Genomic DNA, 22,678 nt, shown 5'->3' on the forward strand with positions numbered 1-22,678 from the left:
GAAAGAATGCATCGCCGAGGGGGCCGAGGAGCCGAGGATCGCCGAGAAAAGATTAAAATAATTAGGTTACGGTGCTGCCGATGAGGCGTCCGATGCCGGCGGTGACGGGCATGGACGTCGCCCCGGCCCCCAGGCCCGCGACGCCCGCCACCAGGATCGCACCCCGGGAGGCGGAGACTCGAATCATGAGGCTCGCGGTGGAGACGATGGCGTCGTCGGAGCCCAGGATGGCGGCGCGCAGCCAGCCGGAGCGGCCGCTTCGATGGCGCTCCGGCTGGCTGCGGGGGCGGTGCCCCGTCACAGGATCTCGTCCCGCGGATCGGCCGGGATGCTGGGGGAATCCCAGTACACCGGGCGTCCGTAGTAGTCGAAGAGCCGTTTCTCATAGGACCGGTTGACGGGAGCGCCGGGGTCCCACTCGGGGCAGTCCTTGATCTCCTGGCGGGTCAGGCACAGATCGATCGTGTTCTCCTCCCAGCTGACCTGGGTGGCCCAGAGCGGCGAGACGAGGACCTGCCTGCCGGTGAACCAGCTGCCGGTGCTGACCACGAGGTAGCGGATCTGCCAGGTCCCGTCGTCCACGATGAAGTCGTCCACGTGGCCAACGTCCCCGTCCGTGGCATGGAGGTGGTAGCCGCGGATGAACTTGACGCTGCGCAGGTGGGGATCGTCGTCGAAGGTGTCGATGTCCAGGGGGATCTCCGCCACCGGAAGGTCGGTGAGGATGGGCAGCGGGGCGGCGTTCGTGCCCCAGACGCCCGTGCTGCCCCAGTAGTTCGGGTAGCCGAAATAGCGGTAGTAGTCGCGCTCGTGCTGGCGGGAGACGGGCAGGTCCGCGTTGTCGCCGGGGCTCTCCCGGATCTGCTTGCGCGTAAGGGCGAGGTGGAAGGTCCGGTTGCCCCACTCGACCTGCCGGAAGAACATGGGAGATATGAGGACCTCGCGTTCGTCGAAGAAGGTGCCGGTGCTCACCACCAGGTAGCGGCAGGTCCAGCCCGCGTCCTCCACAAGGAAATTGGCCACGGTCCCGAGGGCGCCGTCGGTGGCGGCGACCGCGTAACCTTCAAGGTCCTTCAGGCTTCTCAACATGGGTGGTACCTCCCGCCTCACGGCTGCCGTTTCTTCGGAAGCCACGACAAACATGCACAATCCGGGCCAGGGCCCTCTGCTCCTGCCTTCAAGGGAAAGGGCCTGGGGCGGCCCGCCGGTCCGGGTTATTCCCATCATTCTGACCATCGCCGGGCCTCACTTTGATGCCGCTTACCGGCGGGCTTTCGGCGCGCCCAGGCCGACAGGGTTGCTATCAGTGGCTCGGGCAGGTGGCCTGGGAGTTGCAACGGTTCCCGGGCCGGACCACAGCGGGGCTGGGACGATGCCCGATGTGCGCCAGCGAAACGGAGGCGGTGCGCCATGGTCAAGAAGCCCGAGGGAACCCCGGAGCCCCCGCGCGCTGGAGCTGAGTCGCCGCCCAGCCTCGACCGGCGGGATCTGGCCACGCTGTCCTCCGCCGAAGTGCGGACCCTGATCCATGAGTTGCGGGTGCGCCAGCTGGAACTGGAATTCCAGAACGGCGGGCTCCGCCTCAATCAGGAGCGGCTGCGCGCCTCCCGGGCCAGGTGCTCCACCGGGCTGAAGCGGGTGGAACTGGACACGACGGTCCTCGCCACCCAATTGCACCGGGCCCGGAAGCTGGCGACGCTGGGCGTGCTGGCCGCAGGGACGGCCCACGACGTGGACAACCAGCTCGAGGCCATCCTGGGCAGCGCACGCGCCGGGAGCCTCCTGGCCAAGGGGAACGCACCCGTGGCCCGGTTCTTCGGGACCATCGAGGCCGCGGCGATGCGGGCCAAGGAGCCGACCCGCCAGCTGCTCGCCTACGCGGGCAAGGCCAAGGGAACGATGGAGGACGTGGACCTGGATCGCGTGGTCCGGGAGCTCGGCCAGACCCTGGCCACCTGCCTGCCGGAGCATCTGACCTTCCGGATGGATCTGGCCGACGACCTGCCCCACTGGCAGGGCGACGCGGCCCAGGCCTACCAGATCCTCGTGAACCTCGCCCTCAACGCCTACGAGGCCTTCCCGGAAGGGGTCCCGGGCGAGATCACCCTCCGCACCCGCGCCGAGGAGACCAGCCCCTGTGCGGGCGGGCCCGGCACCTGGGTGCTGTCCATGGCACCCGGCCGCTACGTGATGCTGGAGGTGGTGGACTCAGGCCACGGCATGACGCCCGACCACCTCACCCACGCCTTCGAGCCCTTCTTCACGACCAAGGCCGCCGGGCGCGGTCTGGGCCTGGCGGCGGTCCACGGGCTCCTGGACGGCGACGGCGGCGGCATCTGGATCCGGAGCGGACCCGCCCAGGGCACCTCGGTCAAGGTGTACCTCCCCGCCATGACCGGGCCGGCGCACGTGACCGGAAGGAAGTCCTAGTTCGCCGAGGAAGGAAGGGTCTGATTTCCTCCCCGACGGAATGGGCCCTCAGCCCGCCAGCGCGCCCATGACCTTCGGGTCCCGGAGACCGTTGCTTCGAAATGACGCGTCCGGTGATTCATTTCGATCGATCAGTCCCGGGTGCCGGTCGTTGAACTGCAGGGAACACAATGCGTTGATCGATCGGAACAGATCGTGCTTCGGAACCTGCGCCGGGGGACCAGCCCCCGCGCCCTTGAGGAGACTCCGATGATCGTGAACGCAGGCGTGTGGATCGACAATCTCAAGGCCCTGGTCGTGATCGTCTTCGACGGCGGGGAGAAGAAACTCGAGATCCAGGCCAAGCCGGGCGCCCGGCCGGGCCAATTCACCCGGTTCTACACCGAGGTGATCCAGGTGCTCCGGGATGCGGAATCCATCCTGATCTTCGGTCCGGGCCAGGCCAAGGAGGACCTCCGGGCCCACCTCCAGCGCGCCCGGCTCCAGGACAAGGTCCTCGGCGTCGAACCGGCGGAAGCCATGACGGATCCCCAGTTCATGGCCAAGGTCCGGGAACGGTTCCAGCACCCGGGCGGCCACCTGGGGACGGCGTGACGCTGGGTCCGGACGCCGCCCCGGAACCCCCGGGATCCGCCCGGGTGCTGGTGGTGGTGGCGCACCCCGACGACGAGGCGCTCTGGGCGGGCGGGCTCCTGGCGAGCCGGCCCCTGTGGTCGGTGTTCATCCTGGCGCTCTGCCGGGGCGCCGACCCCGACCGGGCGCCGCGCTTCCGCCTGGCGCTGGACGACCTGGGCGCCCAGGGCGCCATGGGCGATCTGGACGACGGGCCCGACCAGGCTCCCCAGGCCGATGAACGGGTCCAGGCGGCCATCCGTGACCTCGCGCCCCCGGGGCCTTTCGACCTGCTGCTGACCCACCACCCGGAAGGCGAATACACCCGGCACCTGCGCCACCTGGAGGTGGCCCTGGGCGTCCGGGCGCTCCTGGGGGAGGGGGCCCTGGCCGCCCCGCGGCTCTGGAACTTCGCCTACTCCGACCAGGGCGGGACCTGCCTGCCGGAGCCCCGCCCCGACGCCAACCTGCTGCTGCCCCTGGACGCCGCGTCCTGGGCGCGGAAGTACGCCCTGATCACCCAGGTCTACGGCTTCGCCCCCGACAGCTGGGAAGCCCGGACCACGCCGCGCATCGAAGCCTTCACCTGCTTCAGGAACGAGGACGACCCCCAGCCATGAGAATCCTGGTGCTCTACAGTTATCCCCCCTCCCCGGGGGGCCTTGCGACCCAGGGGGACCTCCTCTACAAGGGCCTCCTGGAGATCGGCGTGGAGGCCCATGCGTGCAACCTCGACTCGGATCTGGAAAAGGAGTGGTACTACCGCTGGTTCAAGCCCGACTTCGTGGTGGGCGTGGGCTTCTGGGGCGACGTTCCGAAGATCGTCCTCCATCCCCAGCGCTTCGGCATGCGCGCGGTGCCCTGGGTGCTGGCCGACGGCTACGTGGCCAACTTCCGGGAGGTGCTGGACGGCCTGCCCCTGGTGCTCGTGACGTCCGACTGGGTGCGGGAGACCTTCATCCGGGACGGCATCCGCGGGGACCACACCGTGACCCTGCCGGTGGGGTGCGACACGGACGCCTTCATCCCCAGGCCGGCGGAGGATCCCAAGGTGGCCGCGGTGCGGGCGTCCCTCGGCGTTCCGGAAGGCGACCTCCTGGTGCTCACGGTGGGCGGCGACGCCGCCTCCAAGGGCGGCCGGGAGGTGATGGAGGCCCTGGCCATGCTGGGCGGGGAAGTGCCCCCCTGGCGCTACGTGTGCAAGGTGTGGCCCCAGCCCCGCACCACGGTGCAGAACAAGCTGGACCGGCAGCTGGCCAAGGACCTGGGGATCCTGGACCGGGTCAGCTTTCCCACCCACCAGGTATCGCGCAACCTCATGCCCTACCTCCTGGCCGCCTGCGACGTGTACGCGGCCCCGTCCCGCCTGGAGGGCTTCGGCATGCCCCAGGTGGAGTCGGGCGCCTGCGGCAAGCCGGTGATCGGGATCCGGGCCATGGCCATGCTGGACACCCTGGTGCACGGCGAGACGGCCTTCCTGGCCCGGGTGGCCCGGGAGATCCGCATCACCGAGACGGTCATGGGCCCCGAATCGGGCTTCGAGCCCGACCACAAGGTCGTCTTCAACCAGCCGCGGGTCGTCGACTACCGGGCCAGCTCGCCGGACATCGCCGCGTACCTCAAGCTCCTGCTCAACGACCCGGACCTCCGCGCGCGCATGGGCGCCGCGGGGCGGCGCCGGGTTGTGGAACGGTTCGACTACCGGGCCGTGGCCAGACGCCTGGTGGAGATTCTTTCCCAAGGAAGGTGAACCATGGACCCTGCCACCGAAGCCGCCCGCGCCGCCGCGCTGGCCGTCCTGCTCCACAACGCCTCCGGCCCCTACCTCGGACTGCCCCGGACCGCGGGCTGGGGCTACCCTGAGCCCTACACCCGGGACCTCCTCATCGCCGGCCTGGGCAGCCTCGTCTCCGGCAACGCCGAACTGGTCCAGGCCCTGCGCCGGGTGCTGCAGACCCTCGCCCGGAACCAGAGTCCGCGGGGCCAGATGCCGTCGCTGGTGCACGATGCGGAGAACCGCGGGGCGAGCGACACCACCCCGCTCTTCCTCCTGGTGCTGGCCATGTTCCGCAAGGCCACCGGGGACCCCGGCTTCCTGGAGGAGGCCGGCGCCCGGGCCCTCACCTGGATGGACTACCAGACCACCGACGACCGGGAACTCATCGGCCAGCAGCCCACCAGCGACTGGCGCGACGAGCACTGGGTCCTCGGACATGGCCTCTTCGTGAACACCCTGGTGCACGGCTACCTCAGGCTCCTGGGCCTGGACGGCCGGGCCGAGGCGCTGGGCCGGGCGGCCAACGAGGAGGGGGGCGGGGGCTTCACCACCCCCGGCCAGCCCACCTACGCCGTCTGGTACTACAAGGTGCTCCGCGACAAGCGCTGCGACCTCCTCGGCAACAGCCTCGCCATCCTCACGGGCATGGCCGACCGCGCCCGGGCCCGGGAGATGGTGGCCTGGATCGAGGCCCACTGCGAATCCCTGCGCGCCGCCGGGGACCTGGCCCTGGAGCTGCCCCCCTGCTTCTTCCCCTTCGTGGAGCCCACGGATCCGGACTGGCACCCCCGCTATGAGGCCTTCAACCTGCCCGGCCACTACCACAACGGGGGGGTGTGGCCTTTCGTGTGCGGCTTCTACATCGCCGCCCTGGTGGCCGCCGGGGAGCAGGACCTGGCCGTGCGCAGGCTGGCCGCGCTCACCGCCCTGGTGCAGGTGGCCCGGAACGTCCATCCCCTGCCCAAGGGCGCCTACGGCTTCAACGAGTGGTTCCGAGCCCAGGACGGCGCCCCGTCGGGGGAGGACTGGCAGACCTGGTCCGCATCCATGTACCTCTACGCCGCCGCCTGCGTGGAGAGCGGAACCGCAATGCTTTTCTGATTCATCCTTTCTCGGCGATCCTCGGCTCCTCGGCCACCTCGGCGATACCTTTTTTCTTATATCTTGCGGCGCATTGACTGGATGCGCGGCAGAGGCAGGAAATGAATTTATCGCCGAGGTGGCCGAGGAGCCGAGGATCGCCGGGAAAAGCAGAGCAGGGTCTCCCCGAACCCGGCGGGTTTCCTATCGCTTCAGCGCCGCCAGCAGCTCGTCCAGCGAGACGCTGGCGATGGTGGCGATCCGGTCGCTCATGGCGTAGGGCAGGATCAGGTCCCGCCCGTGCACCAGCGACCCGCAGCTGTAGACCACGTTGGGAACGTAGCCCTCGCGCCCCAGGCCCTGGGGCGTCAGCAGAGGCTCGCGCAATCGGCCGATGACCTTCGTGGGATCCTCGAGGTCCAGCAGGACCGCGCCGATGCAGTACGTGCGCATCGGCCCCACGCCGTGGGTGATCACCAGCCACCCGGCCTCCGTCTCGATGGGCGACCCGCAATTGCCGATCTTCACGGATTCCCACAGTTCCGCCGGCCGCAGGAGCAGCTTGGCGTCGGCCCAGTAGTGCGGATTGTCCGAGAACATGATGAAGAGGTTCTCGTCGTCCTGCCGGCTCAGCATCGCGTAGTTGCCGCCGATGCGCCGGGGGAAGAAGGCCATGCCCTTGTTCTGCACGGCGGTGCCGTTGAGGGTGAGCACCCGGAAGTGGAGGAAGTCCTGGGTCTCGATGAGCTGGGGCAGGATGGCGTGGCCGTTGTAGGCCGTGTAGGTGGCGTAGTACATCACCGACCCGTCGTCCTCCACCAGGCGCACGAACCGCGCGTCCTCGATGCCGTTGCTCTCGTTGGCCGACACCGGGAAGATGACGCGCTCGCACAGGGCCAGCTCGGGCTGGAACCGCAGCTCGTAGTTGGAATCCGCCAGCCACTGGATGCACTTGAGCGTGCTCTCGAGATCGGCCGGCACGGGCCGCGATTCCCGCCGGATGCGCGTGAGGCTCCGGTTGAGCTCCTCGCGGTCGAAGCCCTCTCCCAGCGTCTCCAGGACGGCGGCGGAGTGCCGGTTCTCGAAGCCCATCTCATGGAGCTTCATCATGAACGGGGACTTCCGGTAGCCGGGGTTGGGCTCGATCTCGGGCTGGCTCACCAGGCGGGAGAGGGGATCGGCCTTGATCCCCCCGCCGGGGCCGATGACCCCGCTCCGGAACTCGATGGAGGAAACATGGCCTTCGCCGGTGGCCCGAAGGCTCAGGATGAACCGCAGGGCCCCCTCGGGGAGGCCGCCCTGGTCGGGGTGGGGGACCATGGAGGGATTGAAGAGGGCGGCGGACTCCAGCGCGTACTCGCCCGAGAAGAGGGCCCCGATGAGCAGCTGGCGCTCCCGGGACAGGGGCAGGTCCGTGAAGACGTGGGGCAGCACCTTGCGGTAGTTGGCGAGCAGGTTCGCCTCGATGCCGAAATGCCGCTTCTCGAAGTCCACGAGGATGGCCTCGAGGATGCCGCAGGCCTCCTCCTCGCCCAGGGCGAGGGCCCGTCCGATGATGGTCGTGATGCGCAGGAAGCTGGACGGGATGAAGGGCCTCAGGATCACGCGGGCGCTCCGCGGAAGGTAGGTCACCTTGTGGTTCCGGATGGAGATGGCTGGCATGGAAACCGATCTGCGGCGGGCCGCTCGGAAGAAGGGCGCGGGACGGAGGCCCCAGTGGATGCTGCAACCCTTGGCGGAGGTGCCACTCGGGTTGTGCTGGCGCTGCCCTTCTTCCGGTTCAACCTACAGTCATGCGCGAGCGGGCGCCATCGAATTCGTCCGCCGGCGGGTCCTGCGCCGTTTCCCTCGATTTGGAGGAGGCACTCCATCATCCTGACTGGGAAGGGCCGCGGGGTGGTTGGACCATGTATTCCCAAATGCAAGGTTATGCACCTAGTTAGATAGTGGCACAGGAACTGCACGTAGGAGGGGTCGAGGCATTCCACGCTCGGTGGACGAGCCTTCCGAACCCTTTCTCCAGGCCATGGAGCCCTGCCGGTGCCGAATCCGGCGCCCGGGTGCCGCGGTCGTTCCAGACCCTTGCCCAGGTGAACCCTTGTCCAAGTCGAATCCCTACTTCCTCCCCCTCGCCGGGGCCACGGCCCTGCTGCTGATCCTGGTCGCCCTGGGGTGCGGTTCCGGAAACCGGGACGCCATCCTGGGCGGCCCCGGCGTGGCCGCGATGCTCCCCATGGTCACGGCCATGGCCCCTGCCAGCGGGTCCACGGGCGTCCCCGCCAACCTCCGGATGATCACCCTCCAGTTCAACCAGCCCATCGGCCCCTTCACCGGCGGCGCCACCTTCACCGTGGCCGCGCCGGGCCTGAACCCCGCCGGGACGGTGGCGCTGGACGCCACGGGGCGCCTGGCGACCTTCACCCTGGCCGCCGCGGCGTCCTTCGCGCCGAATGCCACCTACACGGCCACCGTCGCCGGCGTGCGCAGCGCCGCCACGGGCCTGGCGATGCCCTCCCCCTGGTCGGGAACCTTCGACACGGGACCCTACCTGTCCGTGACCCTGCCCAGGGTCGCCTCCACCCTCCCCGCGTCCTCGGCGCCCGCCGGCACCGTCTCCGTGAACGCGGCCTTCACCCAGGACATGGACCCCGCCACCCTGCCCGCGGCGGCCTTCACCGTCACGGCCGCGGGCGTCGCCACGGCGGGTTCGGTGAGCTACTCCGTGGCCACCCGCACCGTGACCTTCGCCCCGTCCGCGCCCCTCCTGCCCGCCACGACCTACACCGCGACCGTCAGCGCCGCCTCCACCAACCTGGCGGGCCTGCACCTGGCCGGCAACACGGCCGCCCTGCCGGCGTCGAGCGACTACGTGTGGTCCTTCACCACCGCCTCGGCCTTCGATGCCGTGGCGCCCACGCTCATCCTGGAATTCCCGGCGGACCGGGCGGGCTCCGTCGCCCTGGGCACGGCCGTGACCGCACAGTTCAGCGAGGCCATGGACGTCTCCGGCCTGCTGATGACGCTGCAGCCCGCCGGCGGCGCTCCGCTGCCCGGATCCCTGGATTATGACGCCCCCACGCGCACGGCGGCCTTCACGCCCAGCGTGAACCTGCTCCCGGGCACCACCTACACCGCCTCCGTCGCCGGCGCCCGGGACCTCTCCGGCAACGCGCTGGCCGCGGGCACCTTGCCCGACCCCTGGTCCTTCACCACCGGGACGGCCCTGACGGCCCCCGCGGGCGTGGCCCTGGGCGCCGCCGGGTCCTTCGGGATCATGGCCACGTCAGCCATCGCCAGCACGGGCGCGACCACCATCAACGGGGACGTGTCCCTGGATCCAGGCACCTCCATCACCGGGTTCCCGCCGGGCACCATCAACGGCACGCTCCACGTGGACGACGCCGTGGCCGCCCAGGCCCGTGCCGGCCTCCTGGCCGCCTTCACCAGCGCCAGGGCGCTGCCGCCCGGCACCACGGTGGCCGCCGGCGCCGACCTGGGCGCGGCCTACCCCCTGGGCATCCCCCCGGGCACCTACACCACCGGCAGCACCCTGCTCGTCTCCACCCCGCTCACCCTGGATGGCGGCGGCAATGTGAACGCCGTCTGGATCTTCCAGATCGGCTCCTCGATGACGTCGGGCGCGAGCATGATCCTGGCCAACGGGGCGCGGGCCGCCAACATCTTCTGGGTGCCCGCCCTGGACGCCACCGTCGGCGTGAACACCGTCTTCTACGGCACCATCCTCGCGGGACGCAATGTCACCGGCGCCACCGGGGCCACGGTCCACGGGCGGATCCTCGCGGGCGCCGCCACGGCAGGAACCATCGCCCTTGATGCCAACACCATTAACGTGCCCACCCGGTAATTCCCAACCAAGGAGCAATACATGAAATCGCAATGTCTCGGCCTACTGGCGCTGGCTCTCGCGGGGGGTTCCTTCGCGGCCGCCCAGGATCCCGGCTGGTACCTGGGGGCCAATGTCGGCCAGGCCCGTTCCCGGATCGACAACGGGCAGATCACGTCCAGCCTCCTGGGGGCCGGCTTCACCACCACCGGCTTCCGTGAGCACGAGCGCGACCTGGGCTACAAGGTCTTCGCAGGGTACGCGTTCAACCGTTACTTCGCCCTGGAGGGCGGCTACTTCAACCTCGGGAAATTCGATTTCCGCGCGGACACCCTGCCCCCGGGCACCCTGGACGGGCGCCTCAAGGCCCAGGGCGCCAGCCTCGACGGCGTGGTCAGCCTGCCCTTCACGGACAAATTCTCCGCCTTCGGCCGCCTCGGCGTGAACTACGCTTCGGTGAAGGATTCCTTCGACGGCACCGGCGCCGTGGCCATCACCCGCCCCCGGCTGGGCAAGGACCGGGCGAACTATACGTTCGGCGGCGGACTCCAGTACGATTTCACCCGGAGCGTCAGCCTGCGGGCCGAATTGGAACGCTATCGAATCTCGGATCCCGTCGGCACCAAGGGCGACCTGGACCTGGCCTCCCTGGGCCTGCTGGTCCGGTTCGGACGCCATGCGGCCGTTCCCGCGCCCGCCTACGTCCCCCCCAGGGCCGAAGTCCCCGCGGCGGTGCCGGCTCCGGCTCCGCCGCCGCCCCCTCCCGTCCGCACGCAGGTGTACTGCAGCCTCCTGGATCTCCAGTTCGACATCGACAGCGATGACATCCTGCGCGAGGACAAGGAGAAGCTGGCGGTCGTGGGCAGGTTCATGACCACGTATCCGGCCACCACGGCCGTGATCGAAGGCCACACCGACAACGTGGGCACCTCCGAGCACAACCTGAAGCTGAGCAAGGGCAGGGCGGACGCGGTGGTCGCCTACCTGGTGGACTCCCTGCACATCGCGCCGGCCCGGCTCACGGCCGTGGGCCTCGGCGAGGCGAACCCCCTCGCGAGCAACGACACCGAGGAGGGCAAGCGCCAGAACCGGCGCATCGACGCCGTCATCGTCTGCGCCACGGACATCGAGGGCCTCACGGTGGTTCCGGCCCGCATCACCATGGCCATGGTCATGGAGTTCGACGAGGATCGCGCCGAGGTGCGGCCCGAATACGACAGCGAGCTGCTCAAGGTGGCCACGTTCCTCAAGGCCAACCCCCGCGTGACCGCCACCGTCGAGGGGCACACCGCCAACCTCAAGGGCGACTCCGCCCGCATGGCCGAGCTCTCCAAGCTCAGGGCCCTGAACGTCGTGGATCGCCTCTCCACCCAATTCGGCATCGCCCGGGACCGCCTCACCGCCGAAGGCTTCAGCGACGAACGCCGCTACGCCTACAACTCCACCTTCGCGGGCCAGCAGGAGAACCGCAGGGTCAACATCATCTTCAATTACCCCAAATAGGGGATGCAGCAACCCTCCACCCAACCACCCAAGGAGCGCATCATGACCAACGAATCCACCGCCACCGGCTACGCCGGCATCCTGCTGGCCTTCCTCGGGGGCGCCGCCATCGGCGCCGCCGTCGTGGCCCTCACCACCCGCAAGACCGGCCCCGAGCGCCTCGCCGAGCTCAAGACGCTCGCCGAGATGGCCCAGGCCAAGGCCACCGCCCTCGCCCAGGGCGCCAGCGACGCCTGGGACACGACCCGGGAACGCACCGCCCTCGCCAGCAACGACATCAAGCGCGGCTTCTCGGATGCCGCCACCGACCTGCGCGGCTGAACCCGCCCACCTGCCAAGAAAGGCAACCCAATGAATCTCTGGAAGACAGTCCCCTTCGCCACGGCGGTCCTGATCATGCAGGCCCAGACCCCCGTGATCCTCTCCACCCCGGCCCAGCGGCCCGGGGCCGAAACGCCCTCCACCGCCCAGCCCCTCTACCGCATCTCCATCGTCCAGGGCTCGGCCAAGGCCATCAACTACAGCAAACTCAAGGGCTCCACAGAAGTGGAACTCAAGGGCACCGCCCTGGCCCCCATGGCCGAGGGCGAGGCCAAGGTCAAGCACGAGGACGGCGGCCTCCAGGTCACCCTCAAGGTCAAGAACCTGCCCACGGCCTCCGGGTTCGGCGGCGAGTACCTCACCTACGTGCTCTGGGGCATCTCCCCCGAAGGCCGGCCCACCAACCTGGGCGAACTGGTCGTCAAGAAGGGCAAAGCCAAGGTCAAGGCCACGGAACCCATGCAGTCCTTCGGGCTGATCGTGACCGCCGAGCCCTACTTCGCCGTGACCCGGCCCAGCGACGCCGTGATCATGGAGAACGTCATGGGCAAGGAGACCAAGGGCCAGGTCGAGGTCATCGACGCCAAGTACGAGCTGCTCAAGCGCGGCCAGTACGCGTTGAACCTGCAGAACGCCGAACCCGTCCAGATGGACGGCAAGACGCCCTTCGAGGTCTACCAGGCCCGCAACGCCGTGAAGATTGCCAAGGGCGCCGGTGCCAACGCCTTCGCCCCGGAGGCCTACCTCAAGGCCGAGTCCTACCTCAAGCTGGCCGAGACGGACGAGGGCGGCAGGAAGGGCAGGGTCCTTAACGCCCGGGAAGCCGTGCAGCGCGCCGAGGACGCCCGGGCCATCGCGGCCACGCGCCAGGACGAGGAGCGGATCGCCATGGACAAGAGCCTGGCCCAGGGCCGGCTGGATGAGGCCAACCGCGCCACCCAGGTGGCCAACGCCAACGCCGCCACCGCCGCCCTGGATGCGGCCAGCGCCGCGGCCCAGGCCAAGGACGCCTCCAACCGCCAGGCCGAGGCCATGGCGAGCGAGAACGAGGGCCTCCGGACCCGGCTGATGGATCAGCTGAGCGCTGTCCTCAAGACCCGCTCCACTGCCCGCGGGCTCATCGTCAACATGTCGGGGATGCTCTTCCACACCGGCAAGTCGACCCTGGTTCCCGAAGCCCGGGAGAAGCTGGCCAAGGTCGCGGGCATCCTCTCGACCCACAAGGGCCTGCGGATCGAAGTGGACGGCTTCACGGACAGCACGGGCGGCGAGGCCTTCAACCAGAAGCTCTCCGAAGCCCGCGCCCAGACCACCCGCGAGTACCTCGTGAGCCAGGGCGTGGCGCCCGATGCCATCACCTCCAAGGGGTACGGCGAGGCGGACCCCATCGCCCCCAACACCACGGATACCGGCCGCAAGGAGAACCGGCGCGTGGAGCTGGTGGTCACCGGGGCTGGCATGGCGGAAGCCAAGTCCTAACCTTCCACTACACCGATGCGGGGCGCCGGGTCCTTCGGGACGCGGCGCCCTTCATCTTTCGCGAGGAGTCGACCATGAAAGTGGGTGTGGTGGGAACCGGATCGGTGGGCAGCTGCGCGGCCTACGCGATGATCATGAGCGGAGTCGCGAGCGAGCTGGTGCTCATCGACCCGGACGAGGCCCTGGCGCGGGCCCAGGCGGAGGACCTGGCCGACGCGACCCCCTTCGCCAGCCCCGTGCGAATCGCGGCGGCGGGGTATGCCCAGCTCGAGGGGGCGCGGGCCGTCGCCCTCTGCTGCGGGGTCCGCCAGCGCCCCGGCGAGTCCCGCACGGAGCTCCTCACCCGCAACGCGGTCATCTTCGGGCTGGTCGTGCCCCAGATCATGGAGCGGGCCCCCGGCGCCCTCCTGCTGGTGGTCTCCAACCCCGTGGACGCGCTCACCGACCTGGTCTGGAAGGCCTCCGGGAAGGCCGCGGGCAGGGTCCTTGGGACGGGGACCGTGCTGGACACCGCCCGGTTCCGCTGCAGCCTCGGCCGGCATCTCGGGGTCGCGCCCGGGTCGGTCCACGGATACGTCCTGGGCGAGCACGGGGATTCGGAAGTGCTGGCCTGGTCCTCGGTGGCGGTCGGGGGGATTCCCCTGGAGGCGTTCGCCGACCAGGTGGGCCGCCCCCTGACGCCCGAGGCCAGGACCCGCATCGACGGCGAGGTCCGCCACGCCGCGGCCCGCATCATCGACGGCAAGGGTTGCACGAGCTACGGCATCGGCGGCGCCATCACCCAGATCCTGCGGGCCGTGAGGGACGACGAGCGCACCCTGCTCACCGTGTCCGCCCCCCAGGGCGGAAGCTGCTATTCGCTGCCAAGGATCGTGGGCGCGGCCGGGATCGAACGGACGCTGATCCCTTCTCTTTCCATGGATGAACGGAAGGCCCTGGACGCCAGCGCGGTGCTCATTGCCGAAGCCATCGGGAGCATGGGGCAGCCCAGGGATCCCTGAATTCCGATCGTCGGGTGCCGAAGTTCGCCGAATGCGGATTGAATGAATTCCGGGGAGGAGGCCGGTAGGTATTGGGGGTTCATCAGGGCCTGGAGGCGGCCCCGCCCATCCCGGTGCTCCCGTTTGGTGCCATACTTTGGGATTCCTTCTGCCCCAGCCTTCGCTCCGCCTGGTCCGGCCAGGCGCTGTCCATTGGACCCGCATCCGAGGACTGCCATGATTCCTGACGCCACCACCGACCTGTCCTTCCGCCCCCCGGCGTTCCTGGGCGCCGCGATCGTGGCGCTCATGCTGTCGTGCGGCGGCGGTGGCGGTTCCTCCGCGCCAAACCCCGTCTTTCCGAGTGTTCCCGCCCCCTCGAACGTGACGGTGGCCTATTCCCCCTCGAACTACCAGGTGACGGTGTCCTGGACGCCCCCGGCCGCCACGGTGGACGGCTACGACCTGGAGGGGTGCCTCCAGGGCCAGGCCTTCACGAAGCTCAACACCACCCTCATTCCCGCCGCCTACACGTCGGCCCTCCTCACGACCTCGACCGTCCCCCGGGAACTCGACACCTTCACCTTCCGGATGCGGTCCTTTGCGGGCACGACGTACGGCGGCTACTCGAACACGGCCTCCTTCACGACACCCCTGAATCCCCTGTCGTACGTCTTCGCGACGGCCTCGCCCGACAAGCTGGAGATCGCGGTCACCCTGGGCCAGTCCTCCTACATGGCCACCGGCATCATCCTGGAACGCGCCACGGTGGACGCCAATGGCGAAGCCATCGGCGCCTGGACCCGCCTCGCCGAGCTTCCCGCCGCCAGCGGCACCTGGACCGACACCCAGGTGCAGGAGTCCGTGAACTACCGCTACCGTGGGACCAACACCTGCGGCGTTGTGTCCAGTGAGCCCCAGCTGAGCTGGATCCAGTCCGTGGGGCCCTTCGCTCCCACGGGGCTTGCCTGCGTCCCGGAACTGGGCGCCCTCAACCTCACCTGGACGAACCACAGCACCACCGCCACCGCCATCCAGATCACGCGCAGCCCCGTCGCGGCGGCAGGCACCGACGTGCTGGCCACCCTGGCCCCGACGGCCACCGCGTACCGCGACGGGAACCTGCGCCCGGGGCACTATACGTACAGCATCCGGGTCTCCCAAGGCTCCCGGATCACCCTGGGCGGCTCCGTGGGCGGCTACCCCCTGGACCCGCCGGGCGCGCCGGTGCTCCAGAGCACGCCCCTGACGACCGTGCCCGACCTCGCCAATGCGGCCGTCCTGACGCCCTCGGGAACCTGGATCGCCGGCCAGTCCGGGTACGGTTTCTTCTCCGTCTTCCCGCCGCCCGGGGCAGCCTGGAATCCCTGGACGATCACCTCTGCGGCGCTCGTGGGCAACGGCTTCCTGGCCGCGGACGTCCAGGGGATTCCCCACATGGTCCATGGCTCCTCGAAGACCGCAGCGGCCCTCCCGGCCGCCCTCGTCCACGCCTGGTTCGACGGCCAGGGATGGTCCTCGGAAAAGATCACCGCGTACGACGGTTCCGGGTTCGGCTACTTCCCCCTCATCTGCATCGATCCCGCAGGCACTCCGAAGGTCGTGGCCTCGGGGGGGACCGGTTCCATGAACTGGGCGAGCCTCCGCTACTTCACCCGGGAGGGTGGGACCTGGACCTCCGAGTCCATCGGCGCCAGCCTGGCGGGGGTCAGCGGCTGGGACGCCCCCATGTTCGGCCTCGACCCCGCCGGCCGGCCCCACGTCATGCTCCCCCAATACGACAGCCTCCTGGAAATGGTCCGGTCGAATGATGGAACATGGACCTCCCTGGCCGTCACGGATGCGAACTTCACCTCCAACCTCAGCTCAGGCAAATGCCTCTGGCTGGATCCGGACAACGCCTGGTTCATCTTTGAAAGCGTGACGTACGGCGCGCCGGGCTACCTCCAGCTCCGGGCCAAAGCCAAGGTGGCCGGCGTCTGGCAGCCCTCCGTCCTGGTCGACGCCTTCGACAGTTTCGAAACGTTCGACGCGGCCATCACTCCGGACGGATCCCGCCTCGCCATCGCGGCCACCTCCGAGCGCGGTCCCCTGGTGTACGTGAGGACCCCCCAGGGCTGGACCGGGGGATCCCTGCCTTCCACCGCAGCCTACCGTTCCCTCCTGCGCACGGGCTTCGATTCCGGCGGCCGCCTGCACATCCTCCTCCAGAGCTCGCCGGCCGTGGACTGGCATGAGCAGACGCCCTGAGGGGCTGCCCCATCCCATGGAAGGCCCCCGCTCCCGGCCGGCACTGCCGGGCCAGGCTCTATTTCTTCTCCCGGGTGAGGTAGATGAAACCCAGGCCGCCCAGGGTCATGAGCAGGAACATCGCCTGCAGGAGGACCGATCGGGTCACCACGAAACCTGCCAACAGGAGGAGCGGCATCTAGCCGACGCGACGTCCGGAGATGACGCGGATGAGGATGACGATGACCGCCACCACGAGGAGCAGGTGGATGAATCCGCCCAGGGCGATGGAACTGACCAGGCCCAGGGCCCAGAGCACGATGAGAACGACTGCGAGGGTCCAGAGCATGGGGTTTCCTTTTCCTTGGGAGGGGTGGAACGGCCTCCTCGCGTCGTGGAGAGGGCAATTGCCGGTCCAGTTAGGTAAGAGGCTCATCTGTAACGGCTTGAGCGGTTCCGGAGAAACGGGAGCGGGCGCGTGTCCAAGCGGGTCTTCTCAGGCGCAGACGTGGCCGATGTCCGAGAACGGGAGGCCCGGGAAGAGCGGGGCGCCGTGCTTGTTGAGCCAGCGTTCGGCCAGCGCGAGGCTGGCCAGGAAGGTCCGCCCGTCGAAGGGGCTGTCGAGGAGGTCGTCGACCCCAATTCCGTCGGCCTCCTGGCCGGGCTCGGCCAGGACGAGGGTGTAGATGTAATGGTCCCGCTGCCGGGCCTTGATCTCGTGGCAGAACTCCAGCCCATCCCAGTCCGCTTCCCGGCCGTGGATGATCACCATCGGGAAGGCGCCCAAATCCAGGATGGTCAGCGCGTGGGCGGGGGAGTCGGCCCGGGTGACGAGGTGGCCCGCCAGGGCGAGCAGGGACTGTACCGCGGATCCTTTCAGAGCCTGGTTTTCGGCCAACAGGATATGCATGGGTTCACCCGCTGAAGGTTGGGCCCAGGTGTGGGGACGGACTCGGCCGCATCCCGCGCTGGAGGATAGGCCGTCAATGCATGCGATGTGCCATACCGTAAGTGGTCTGGATGAGGTGCGGCTGACGGAAAGGGTTCCCGGCAGTCTCATCAATTTGAAGACACGACCATCAAATCGATGAACCCGTGCCCCACACCGGCCTTTCGGCGCAGGGACGGAAGGTTCCGCCCCGCTGGAGGAGAGCCCGCCTCCCGTCCCGCCCCGGGGCCGGGCCGGAACGGGAATTGCTGCCTCCTGGGCCTGCCGCCCCGATCCCCGGGGCGGGCGGCATCGAGGAGTGGGTACCATGGGCATGCTCAAGGTCAAGGACGGTACGGAGATCTACTACAAGGACTGGGGCTCCGGCAGCCCCGTCGTTTTCAGCCACGGCTGGCCCCTCAGCGGGGACGCCTGGGAACGGCAGATGGTCCACCTGGCGTCCCACGGGTGCCGCTGCATCGCCCACGACAGGCGAGGCCACGGCCGTTCGAGCCAGCCCGCCACGGGCAACGACATGGACACCTATGCGGACGACCTGTCCCAGCTCCTCTCGGCGCTCGACCTGGATCAGGTCACGCTGGTGGGCCATTCCGCGGGCGGAGGCGAGGTGGCCCGGTACGTGGGCCGCCACGGCACCCACCGGCTCGCCGGGGTGGTCCTGGTGGGCGCGGTGCCGCCCCTGATGCTCCGGACCGAGGCCCATCCCGGCGGCCTGCCCATGGAGGTCTTCGACGGGATTCGCGCCGGCGTCCTCGCCGACCGCTCCCAGTTCTACCGGAACCTCACGGAGACGTTCTTCGGCGCAAACAGGCCGGGCGCCCAGGTGAGCCAGGGCGTGCGGGACGCCTTCTGGGCGCAGGGCATGCGGGGAGGGCTCCTCAACCAGCTCGAATGCATCCGGGCCTTTTCCGAAACGGACTTCACGGACGACCTCCGGAAGATCGATGTGCCGGCCCTGATCATCCACGGGGACGATGACCAGATCGTGCCCCTGGAGGCCGCGTCCCAGGCGGCCGCACGGCTGGTTCGGAACGCGGTGCTGGTGATCTACCGGGGCGGCTCCCACGGCCTGGCCGACACGATGGCGGACCGGCTCGATGAGGATCTCCTCGCCTTCGTGCGTAAGCACGCCTCTTCCTCGAACCGGTTCAGCTACGTGTCGGGCATGGAGGGGATCTCCCAGCGCTGAACCCGGTGGCAGGCGGGGGGTGGGACGAATCGATCAGGATGAATGACGGGTACTCCAATCTGACGTGAAACCCAGGTCAACCCGGGGAGGATCCGGTGCCCGGCCCCACAGGATCCGTGCGCGGGTGGTCTTTTTGCGGCATTGGAACGGTTGTTGCCCTATTTTTGTCCGCAGCACTGTCCTCCTTGTCCCTCTCCCCCCACGAGGCCCCCAGATGGCGGAGTCCACGGATCGCGAACGAACCTTCGGGAAGCCGGCCATCGGATCCCCGAGGCGGGTCCTCCTGGCCGCGATGCTCGGCCTGCTGATCCTCGCTCCCGCCTGCTCGGGAGGCGGCGGAGGGAAGGAGCCGGCGACCCCCGGTCCGCCGCCCGCGCCACCCGTCGCCGATGTCTACCTTCCCGCCTCCACCCACCCCGGGGACCACTGGATGAAGGCCAGCGTTCCCGATCAGGCCGGCATGACCTATCGTTGGTCGGTCGTCCCCGCCACCGCCTCGGGCGTCCTGGTCACCGGGGCTTCCGGCGCGGTGGTTGGCTTTGCCGCAGGCACGTCCCCCGGCACCTTCCAGGTCGAAGCCCAGGTCCAGGGCCCGGCGGGCCAGTACGCCACCGGCTCCCGGACCGTGAGCATCCAGACGGGCACGTGGCTGGTGAAGAACGGCGGACCGGTCCACGTCCACGCCCATGGCTCGGCCACCCGCCTGTTAAGCGGGCGGGTGCTCGTGGCCGGCGGTCATGATGCCTATGGCCAGGCCCTGGCCGGCGCCGAGCTCTTCGATCCCGCAACCGGCACCTGGGCCGCCACCGCGAGCCTGGGGACGGCCCGGTGCTTCCACACGGCCACCCTGCTGGCGGATGGGACGGTCCTGGTCACCGGAGGGTCGGCTCCCAATGCGCTTCTGGCCAGCGCTGAAATCTACGATCCGGCGACGGCGACCTGGCGGGCCACGGCCAGCCTCGCCACCGCGCGCCAATTCCATACGGCCTGCCTGCTCCCCGATGGGAAGGTGATGGTGGCCGGAGGCGAGGGCTCCAGCGGGGCCCTCGCCTCCCTTGAAATCTACGATCCGGCTGCGGGCGCCTGGGGCGCTGGGCCCGCCATGGCCATCGCACGGGCGGCCCACTCGGCGACCGTGCTGCTGTCCGGGGCGGTGCTGGTGGCCGGCGGCATGGACACCCGGGGCAACCCCCTCGCCAGCGTGGAGCGCTTCGATCCCGCGGTCCGGAGCTGGGCCGAGGTCCGCCCGGGCCTGGCCTCGCCCCGCTGCTCCCACACGGCCAACCTCCTCCCCGGCGGCGCCGTCCTGGTGGCGGGGGGCGACGGGCCCGCCGGCGTCCTGGCCTCGGCGGAACGCTTCGACCCCGCTACGGGCCTCTGGGCGGCCGCTTCGCCCATGGGGACGCCGCGGACGGACCATACGGCCACGCTGCTTCCTGACGGTACCCTGGTGGCTGCAGGGGGCAACGACGACCACGGCACCCTGGGCAGCACCGAACGCTTCGACCCCCGTTCAGGGACCTGGGCCGCCCTGCCGCCCCTGGGCACCGCCCGCGGCGGCCACACGGCCGTCCTGCTCGCCGACGGGACCGTCCTGGTGACCGGCGGGGAGGGACCCACCGGCGCCCTTTCCAGCGCCGAACGCTTCGGCGCGGGTGTCTGGACCCCCGCCCCGCAAGGCACGGGCACGGCCCGCGCCTACCACACCGCCACCCTGCTGGAGGACGGCAGGGTCCTCGCGGTGGGAGGCCTGGGTCTGGACACCGACTACCAGCTCCTGGCCAGCGCCCAGATCTATGATCCCGCGACGGGGTTCTGGAGTGGCACGCCCGGGCTCGCCACCGCCCGGCTCCGCCACACGGCCACGCGCCTTCCCGGCGGCAAGGTGCTCGTCGCAGGAGGCGGGGGCGATGCCGGGGCCCTGGCCAGCGTTGAGCTATTCGATCCCGCCCTGGGGACCTGGAGCCCGGCGGCCCCCATGGGCGCGGCGCGCACCGGCCACACCGCCACCCTGCTGTCCAGCGGCAAGGTGCTGGTGGCGGGAGGCACGGATACCTTCGACACCGCCCTGTCCGGAGCCGAGCTCTATGATCCGGCCTCGGGCGTCTGGAGCGAGGCCCCTGGCATGGGAACGGCCCGCAGCGGCCACACCGCCACCCTGCTGCCGGATGGCCGGGTCCTCGTCGCGGGCGGCGAAGCGGCCCTCGGGGCCCTGGCCAGTGTCGAGCTGTTCGACCCCGGCACCGGGGCCTGGACCGCGGATCCCCATGGCCTCGGCACGGCCCGCACCGGCCATACGGCCACGCTCCTGGCCGACGGCCGCGTCCTGGTGGCCGGCGGCCTGGGCAGCGCCGGGCAGGTCCTGGCCGGCGCGGAAGTCTACGACCCGGCCTCCGGGACCTGGAGCGCCACGGGGAGCCTTGGCACGGCCCGCCTCTACCATGCGGCGACGCTGCTCCCCGGGGGGAAGGTGCTGGTTTCGGGCGGTTGGGAGGCCTGGGGCCTCCTGGTCTCCACCGAGGTGTACGATCCGGCCCTGGGCACCTGGAACCCCACCGGGGACCTGGCCTCGGGGCGGATGTACCACACGGCCACCCTGCTGGCGGACGGCACCGTCCTGGCCACCGCGGGCGCGGGGGGTGACACCGTCACCGAAATCCACATGCCCGCCGTTCCGCACCCCTGAACCCCCGGATGGGCGTCTACTTGGTTGTGCGGCCTGCCACCATCCCGGGACGCATCCGGTGCTGCTCCACATTCAAGCGCTTCCGGTCCCTGGTCTCGGCGAAGTGGATGGACGTGCAATCGACGCAGATTCCCTGGGCGTAGGTCTCGCGCCCCTGGGGACGCCTTTCCTCCACCCACTCCTGGCCGGTCCAGATGCGGGCGCACCACGCACACCGGGATGAGATGAAGGCATGCCTTGAATTCCACATGGGGACCCTCCTGGAGGGATGACCGGAAAAGGGGCCGTTTCCGGGCGGCGGTGAGGTATTCACCTGATTGGACGGGAAAGCCTTCGCAGGGTTGACCCCCCTGAGTGCGAAGGCTGTGCCAAACGCCTACCTGGATGGGAATCAAGGATTAACTACTCAAGGCCGTCCCTCGCAGGTCCGGGTCGATCAAAGTGAAGGCCGACCCCATCAGACTGGATTCGAGGCGATTGGCCAGGAACCTGCTCCAGCAGGGTTTCCAGGTTCCTGACCTGCAGCCGTAGGAGTGATCCCGATGGACGAAATTCCCGAATCGGAACGCGAGGAGATCGACCAGAACATCCAGGCCGTCCTGGGGTCCTATTTGATGATGAACGCCGTCCCTCTTCCCCGCCGCCTGGGGCCGGCCGGCCCATGCCAGGATCGGGGCCGGCCCGGAAAGCCCTCACGGGCCCGACACCGTGGCGGACGTGGCACGGCCCATGCATAGACCCAGATGAGGCCGCGCCCCGCACGGCCCCAAAACCGCTCCAACCCGTCACCCTTCCCGGATGTGTCCATGAAAATCCTGATGGTTCTCACCTCGCACGACCAGCTCGGCGCCACCGGCAGGAAGACCGGCTTCTGGCTGGAGGAATTCGCAAGCCCCTACTACGCCTTCCTGGACGCGGGCGTCGCCGTCACCCTCGCCTCGCCCCGAGGGGGCCAGCCGCCCCTGGATCCCAAGAGCGATGACGCCTCCGCCGAGACCGCCGCCACCCGGCGCTTCAAGGCCGACCCGGCCGCCCAGGCCCAGCTGGCGGACACCCGCCCCCTGTCGGGCGTGGACCCCGCCGGCTTCGACGCCGTGTTCTATCCGGGCGGCCACGGCCCCCTGTGGGACCTGGCCGAGGACGCCTCCTCCATCGCGCTCATCGAGGCCATGCTGGCCGCCGGAAAGCCCGTGGCCGCCGTCTGCCACGCGCCGGGGGTGTTCCGCCATGCCCGGACCCCCAAGGGCGAATCCATCCTCCAGGGCCGGTCCGTCACCGGCTTCTCCAATGCGGAGGAGCTCGCGGTGGGCCTGGACGGCATCGTGCCCTTCCTGGTGGAGGACATGCTCAAGGAGAAGGGCGGGGCGTATAGCTGCGAACCCGAATGGCAGCCCCACGTGATGACCGATGGCTTACTCATAACAGGCCAGAATCCGGCTTCATCCGAACCCGCGGCCAAGACGCTGCTCCTGAGCCTCACCCCGGTGCCGTCCTTCGGCCGCTGATTCCTTGCGGTCGTGTCCTCCCTGAAATGACTGAATTTAAAGTCTTTTATCGACGAGCCTCGGCCCCTCGGCCACCTCGGCGATGCTTTTTTTA

19 protein-coding genes are annotated in these 22,678 nt (G+C 69.5%); 14 read left to right on the forward strand and 5 right to left on the reverse strand.

Translation table 11 applies throughout. The annotated features are described in order from the left end of the window. Window positions 1–61 precede the first annotated feature (61 nt). Together ACZ5MC_RS10720 and ACZ5MC_RS10725 are read right to left on the reverse strand one after the other, a co-directional pair. Window positions 62–301, reverse strand: coding sequence for a VIT1/CCC1 transporter family protein (locus ACZ5MC_RS10720; protein WP_464517710.1), 240 nt, complete (start codon window positions 299–301; stop codon window positions 62–64). Further along, complete coding sequence (locus ACZ5MC_RS10725) at window positions 298–1,089, reverse strand: PRC-barrel domain-containing protein (protein WP_464517711.1); 792 nt, start codon at window positions 1,087–1,089, stop codon at window positions 298–300. Before ACZ5MC_RS10725 ends, ACZ5MC_RS10720 begins: the two co-directional genes overlap by 4 nt. A gap of 321 nt (window positions 1,090–1,410) precedes the next feature. Here ACZ5MC_RS10725 and ACZ5MC_RS10730 point away from each other — a divergent pair, with 321 nt between their 5' ends. From ACZ5MC_RS10730 to ACZ5MC_RS10750, 5 genes are all read left to right on the forward strand, one after another. Continuing rightward, window positions 1,411–2,430, forward strand: coding sequence for a sensor histidine kinase (locus ACZ5MC_RS10730; protein ID WP_306600338.1), 1,020 nt, complete (start codon window positions 1,411–1,413; stop codon window positions 2,428–2,430). Window positions 2,431–2,679: 249 nt separating this feature from the next. Further along, a complete protein-coding gene (locus tag ACZ5MC_RS10735; protein WP_306600339.1) occupies window positions 2,680–3,024 on the forward strand; it encodes a hypothetical protein in 345 nt (114 codons plus the stop codon). After that, on the forward strand, window positions 3,021–3,662 hold the full coding sequence (locus ACZ5MC_RS10740; RefSeq protein ID WP_306600340.1) for a PIG-L deacetylase family protein: 642 nt from the start codon (window positions 3,021–3,023) through the stop codon (window positions 3,660–3,662). The genes ACZ5MC_RS10735 and ACZ5MC_RS10740 overlap by 4 nt, the downstream gene beginning before the upstream one ends. Further along, window positions 3,659–4,792, forward strand: a complete 1,134-nt coding sequence (locus ACZ5MC_RS10745; RefSeq protein WP_306600341.1) for a glycosyltransferase family 4 protein — start codon at window positions 3,659–3,661, stop codon at window positions 4,790–4,792. Before ACZ5MC_RS10740 ends, ACZ5MC_RS10745 begins: the two co-directional genes overlap by 4 nt. A gap of 3 nt (window positions 4,793–4,795) precedes the next feature. Next, entirely contained in the window at window positions 4,796–5,920 is a 1,125-nt protein-coding gene (locus tag ACZ5MC_RS10750; protein ID WP_464517712.1) for a glycoside hydrolase 100 family protein, read from the forward strand. 183 nt (window positions 5,921–6,103) lie between these two features. Here ACZ5MC_RS10750 and ACZ5MC_RS10755 read toward each other — a convergent pair whose 3' ends face one another. After that, complete coding sequence (locus ACZ5MC_RS10755; RefSeq protein ID WP_306600343.1) at window positions 6,104–7,561, reverse strand: glycoside hydrolase family 130 protein; 1,458 nt, start codon at window positions 7,559–7,561, stop codon at window positions 6,104–6,106. Between the two features lie 436 nt (window positions 7,562–7,997). Here ACZ5MC_RS10755 and ACZ5MC_RS10760 point away from each other — a divergent pair, with 436 nt between their 5' ends. The 6 genes from ACZ5MC_RS10760 to ACZ5MC_RS10785 all read left to right on the forward strand — a co-directional run bounded on the left by ACZ5MC_RS10760 (window position 7,998) and on the right by ACZ5MC_RS10785 (window position 16,276). Next, window positions 7,998–9,764 carry an Ig-like domain-containing protein gene (locus ACZ5MC_RS10760; RefSeq protein WP_464517713.1) on the forward strand — a complete coding sequence of 589 codons (1,767 nt, stop codon included), beginning with the start codon at window positions 7,998–8,000 and terminating at the stop codon, window positions 9,762–9,764. Between the two features lie 21 nt (window positions 9,765–9,785). Next, window positions 9,786–11,246: an OmpA family protein gene (locus ACZ5MC_RS10765; RefSeq protein ID WP_306600345.1), complete on the forward strand. Its 1,461-nt coding sequence runs from the start codon at window positions 9,786–9,788 to the stop codon at window positions 11,244–11,246. 42 nt (window positions 11,247–11,288) lie between these two features. Continuing rightward, entirely contained in the window at window positions 11,289–11,567 is a 279-nt protein-coding gene (locus ACZ5MC_RS10770; RefSeq protein ID WP_306600346.1) for a hypothetical protein, read from the forward strand. Between the two features lie 30 nt (window positions 11,568–11,597). Next, window positions 11,598–13,046 (forward strand): OmpA family protein, encoded by a 1,449-nt coding sequence (locus ACZ5MC_RS10775; protein ID WP_306600347.1) that lies wholly within the window; start codon window positions 11,598–11,600, stop codon window positions 13,044–13,046. 74 nt (window positions 13,047–13,120) lie between these two features. Next, window positions 13,121–14,047 (forward strand): lactate/malate family dehydrogenase, encoded by a 927-nt coding sequence (locus ACZ5MC_RS10780; RefSeq protein WP_306600348.1) that lies wholly within the window; start codon window positions 13,121–13,123, stop codon window positions 14,045–14,047. 216 nt (window positions 14,048–14,263) lie between these two features. Continuing rightward, window positions 14,264–16,276 carry a fibronectin type III domain-containing protein gene (locus tag ACZ5MC_RS10785; protein WP_306600349.1) on the forward strand — a complete coding sequence of 671 codons (2,013 nt, stop codon included), beginning with the start codon at window positions 14,264–14,266 and terminating at the stop codon, window positions 16,274–16,276. 178 nt (window positions 16,277–16,454) lie between these two features. On the opposite strand, the gene ACZ5MC_RS10790 is transcribed toward ACZ5MC_RS10785, so the two are convergent. Both ACZ5MC_RS10790 and ACZ5MC_RS10795 read right to left on the reverse strand, forming a co-directional pair. Then, window positions 16,455–16,604, reverse strand: a complete 150-nt coding sequence (locus ACZ5MC_RS10790) for a lmo0937 family membrane protein (protein WP_306600350.1) — start codon at window positions 16,602–16,604, stop codon at window positions 16,455–16,457. 147 nt (window positions 16,605–16,751) lie between these two features. After that, a complete protein-coding gene (locus tag ACZ5MC_RS10795) occupies window positions 16,752–17,165 on the reverse strand; it encodes a PleD family two-component system response regulator (RefSeq protein WP_306600351.1) in 414 nt (137 codons plus the stop codon). Between the two features lie 346 nt (window positions 17,166–17,511). Between ACZ5MC_RS10795 and ACZ5MC_RS10800 the strand changes: the two genes are divergently transcribed. The 3 genes from ACZ5MC_RS10800 (at window position 17,512) to ACZ5MC_RS10810 (ending at window position 22,584) form a co-directional block, all read left to right on the forward strand. Further along, on the forward strand, window positions 17,512–18,393 hold the full coding sequence (locus ACZ5MC_RS10800; protein ID WP_306600352.1) for an alpha/beta fold hydrolase: 882 nt from the start codon (window positions 17,512–17,514) through the stop codon (window positions 18,391–18,393). Window positions 18,394–18,607: 214 nt separating this feature from the next. Next, window positions 18,608–21,079 carry a Kelch repeat-containing protein gene (locus ACZ5MC_RS10805; RefSeq protein ID WP_306600353.1) on the forward strand — a complete coding sequence of 824 codons (2,472 nt, stop codon included), beginning with the start codon at window positions 18,608–18,610 and terminating at the stop codon, window positions 21,077–21,079. 806 nt (window positions 21,080–21,885) lie between these two features. Beyond that, window positions 21,886–22,584: a type 1 glutamine amidotransferase domain-containing protein gene (locus ACZ5MC_RS10810; RefSeq protein WP_306600355.1), complete on the forward strand. Its 699-nt coding sequence runs from the start codon at window positions 21,886–21,888 to the stop codon at window positions 22,582–22,584. Window positions 22,585–22,678 lie beyond the last annotated feature (94 nt).

It is taken from the genome of Mesoterricola sp. JemC181, assembly GCF_055384585.1.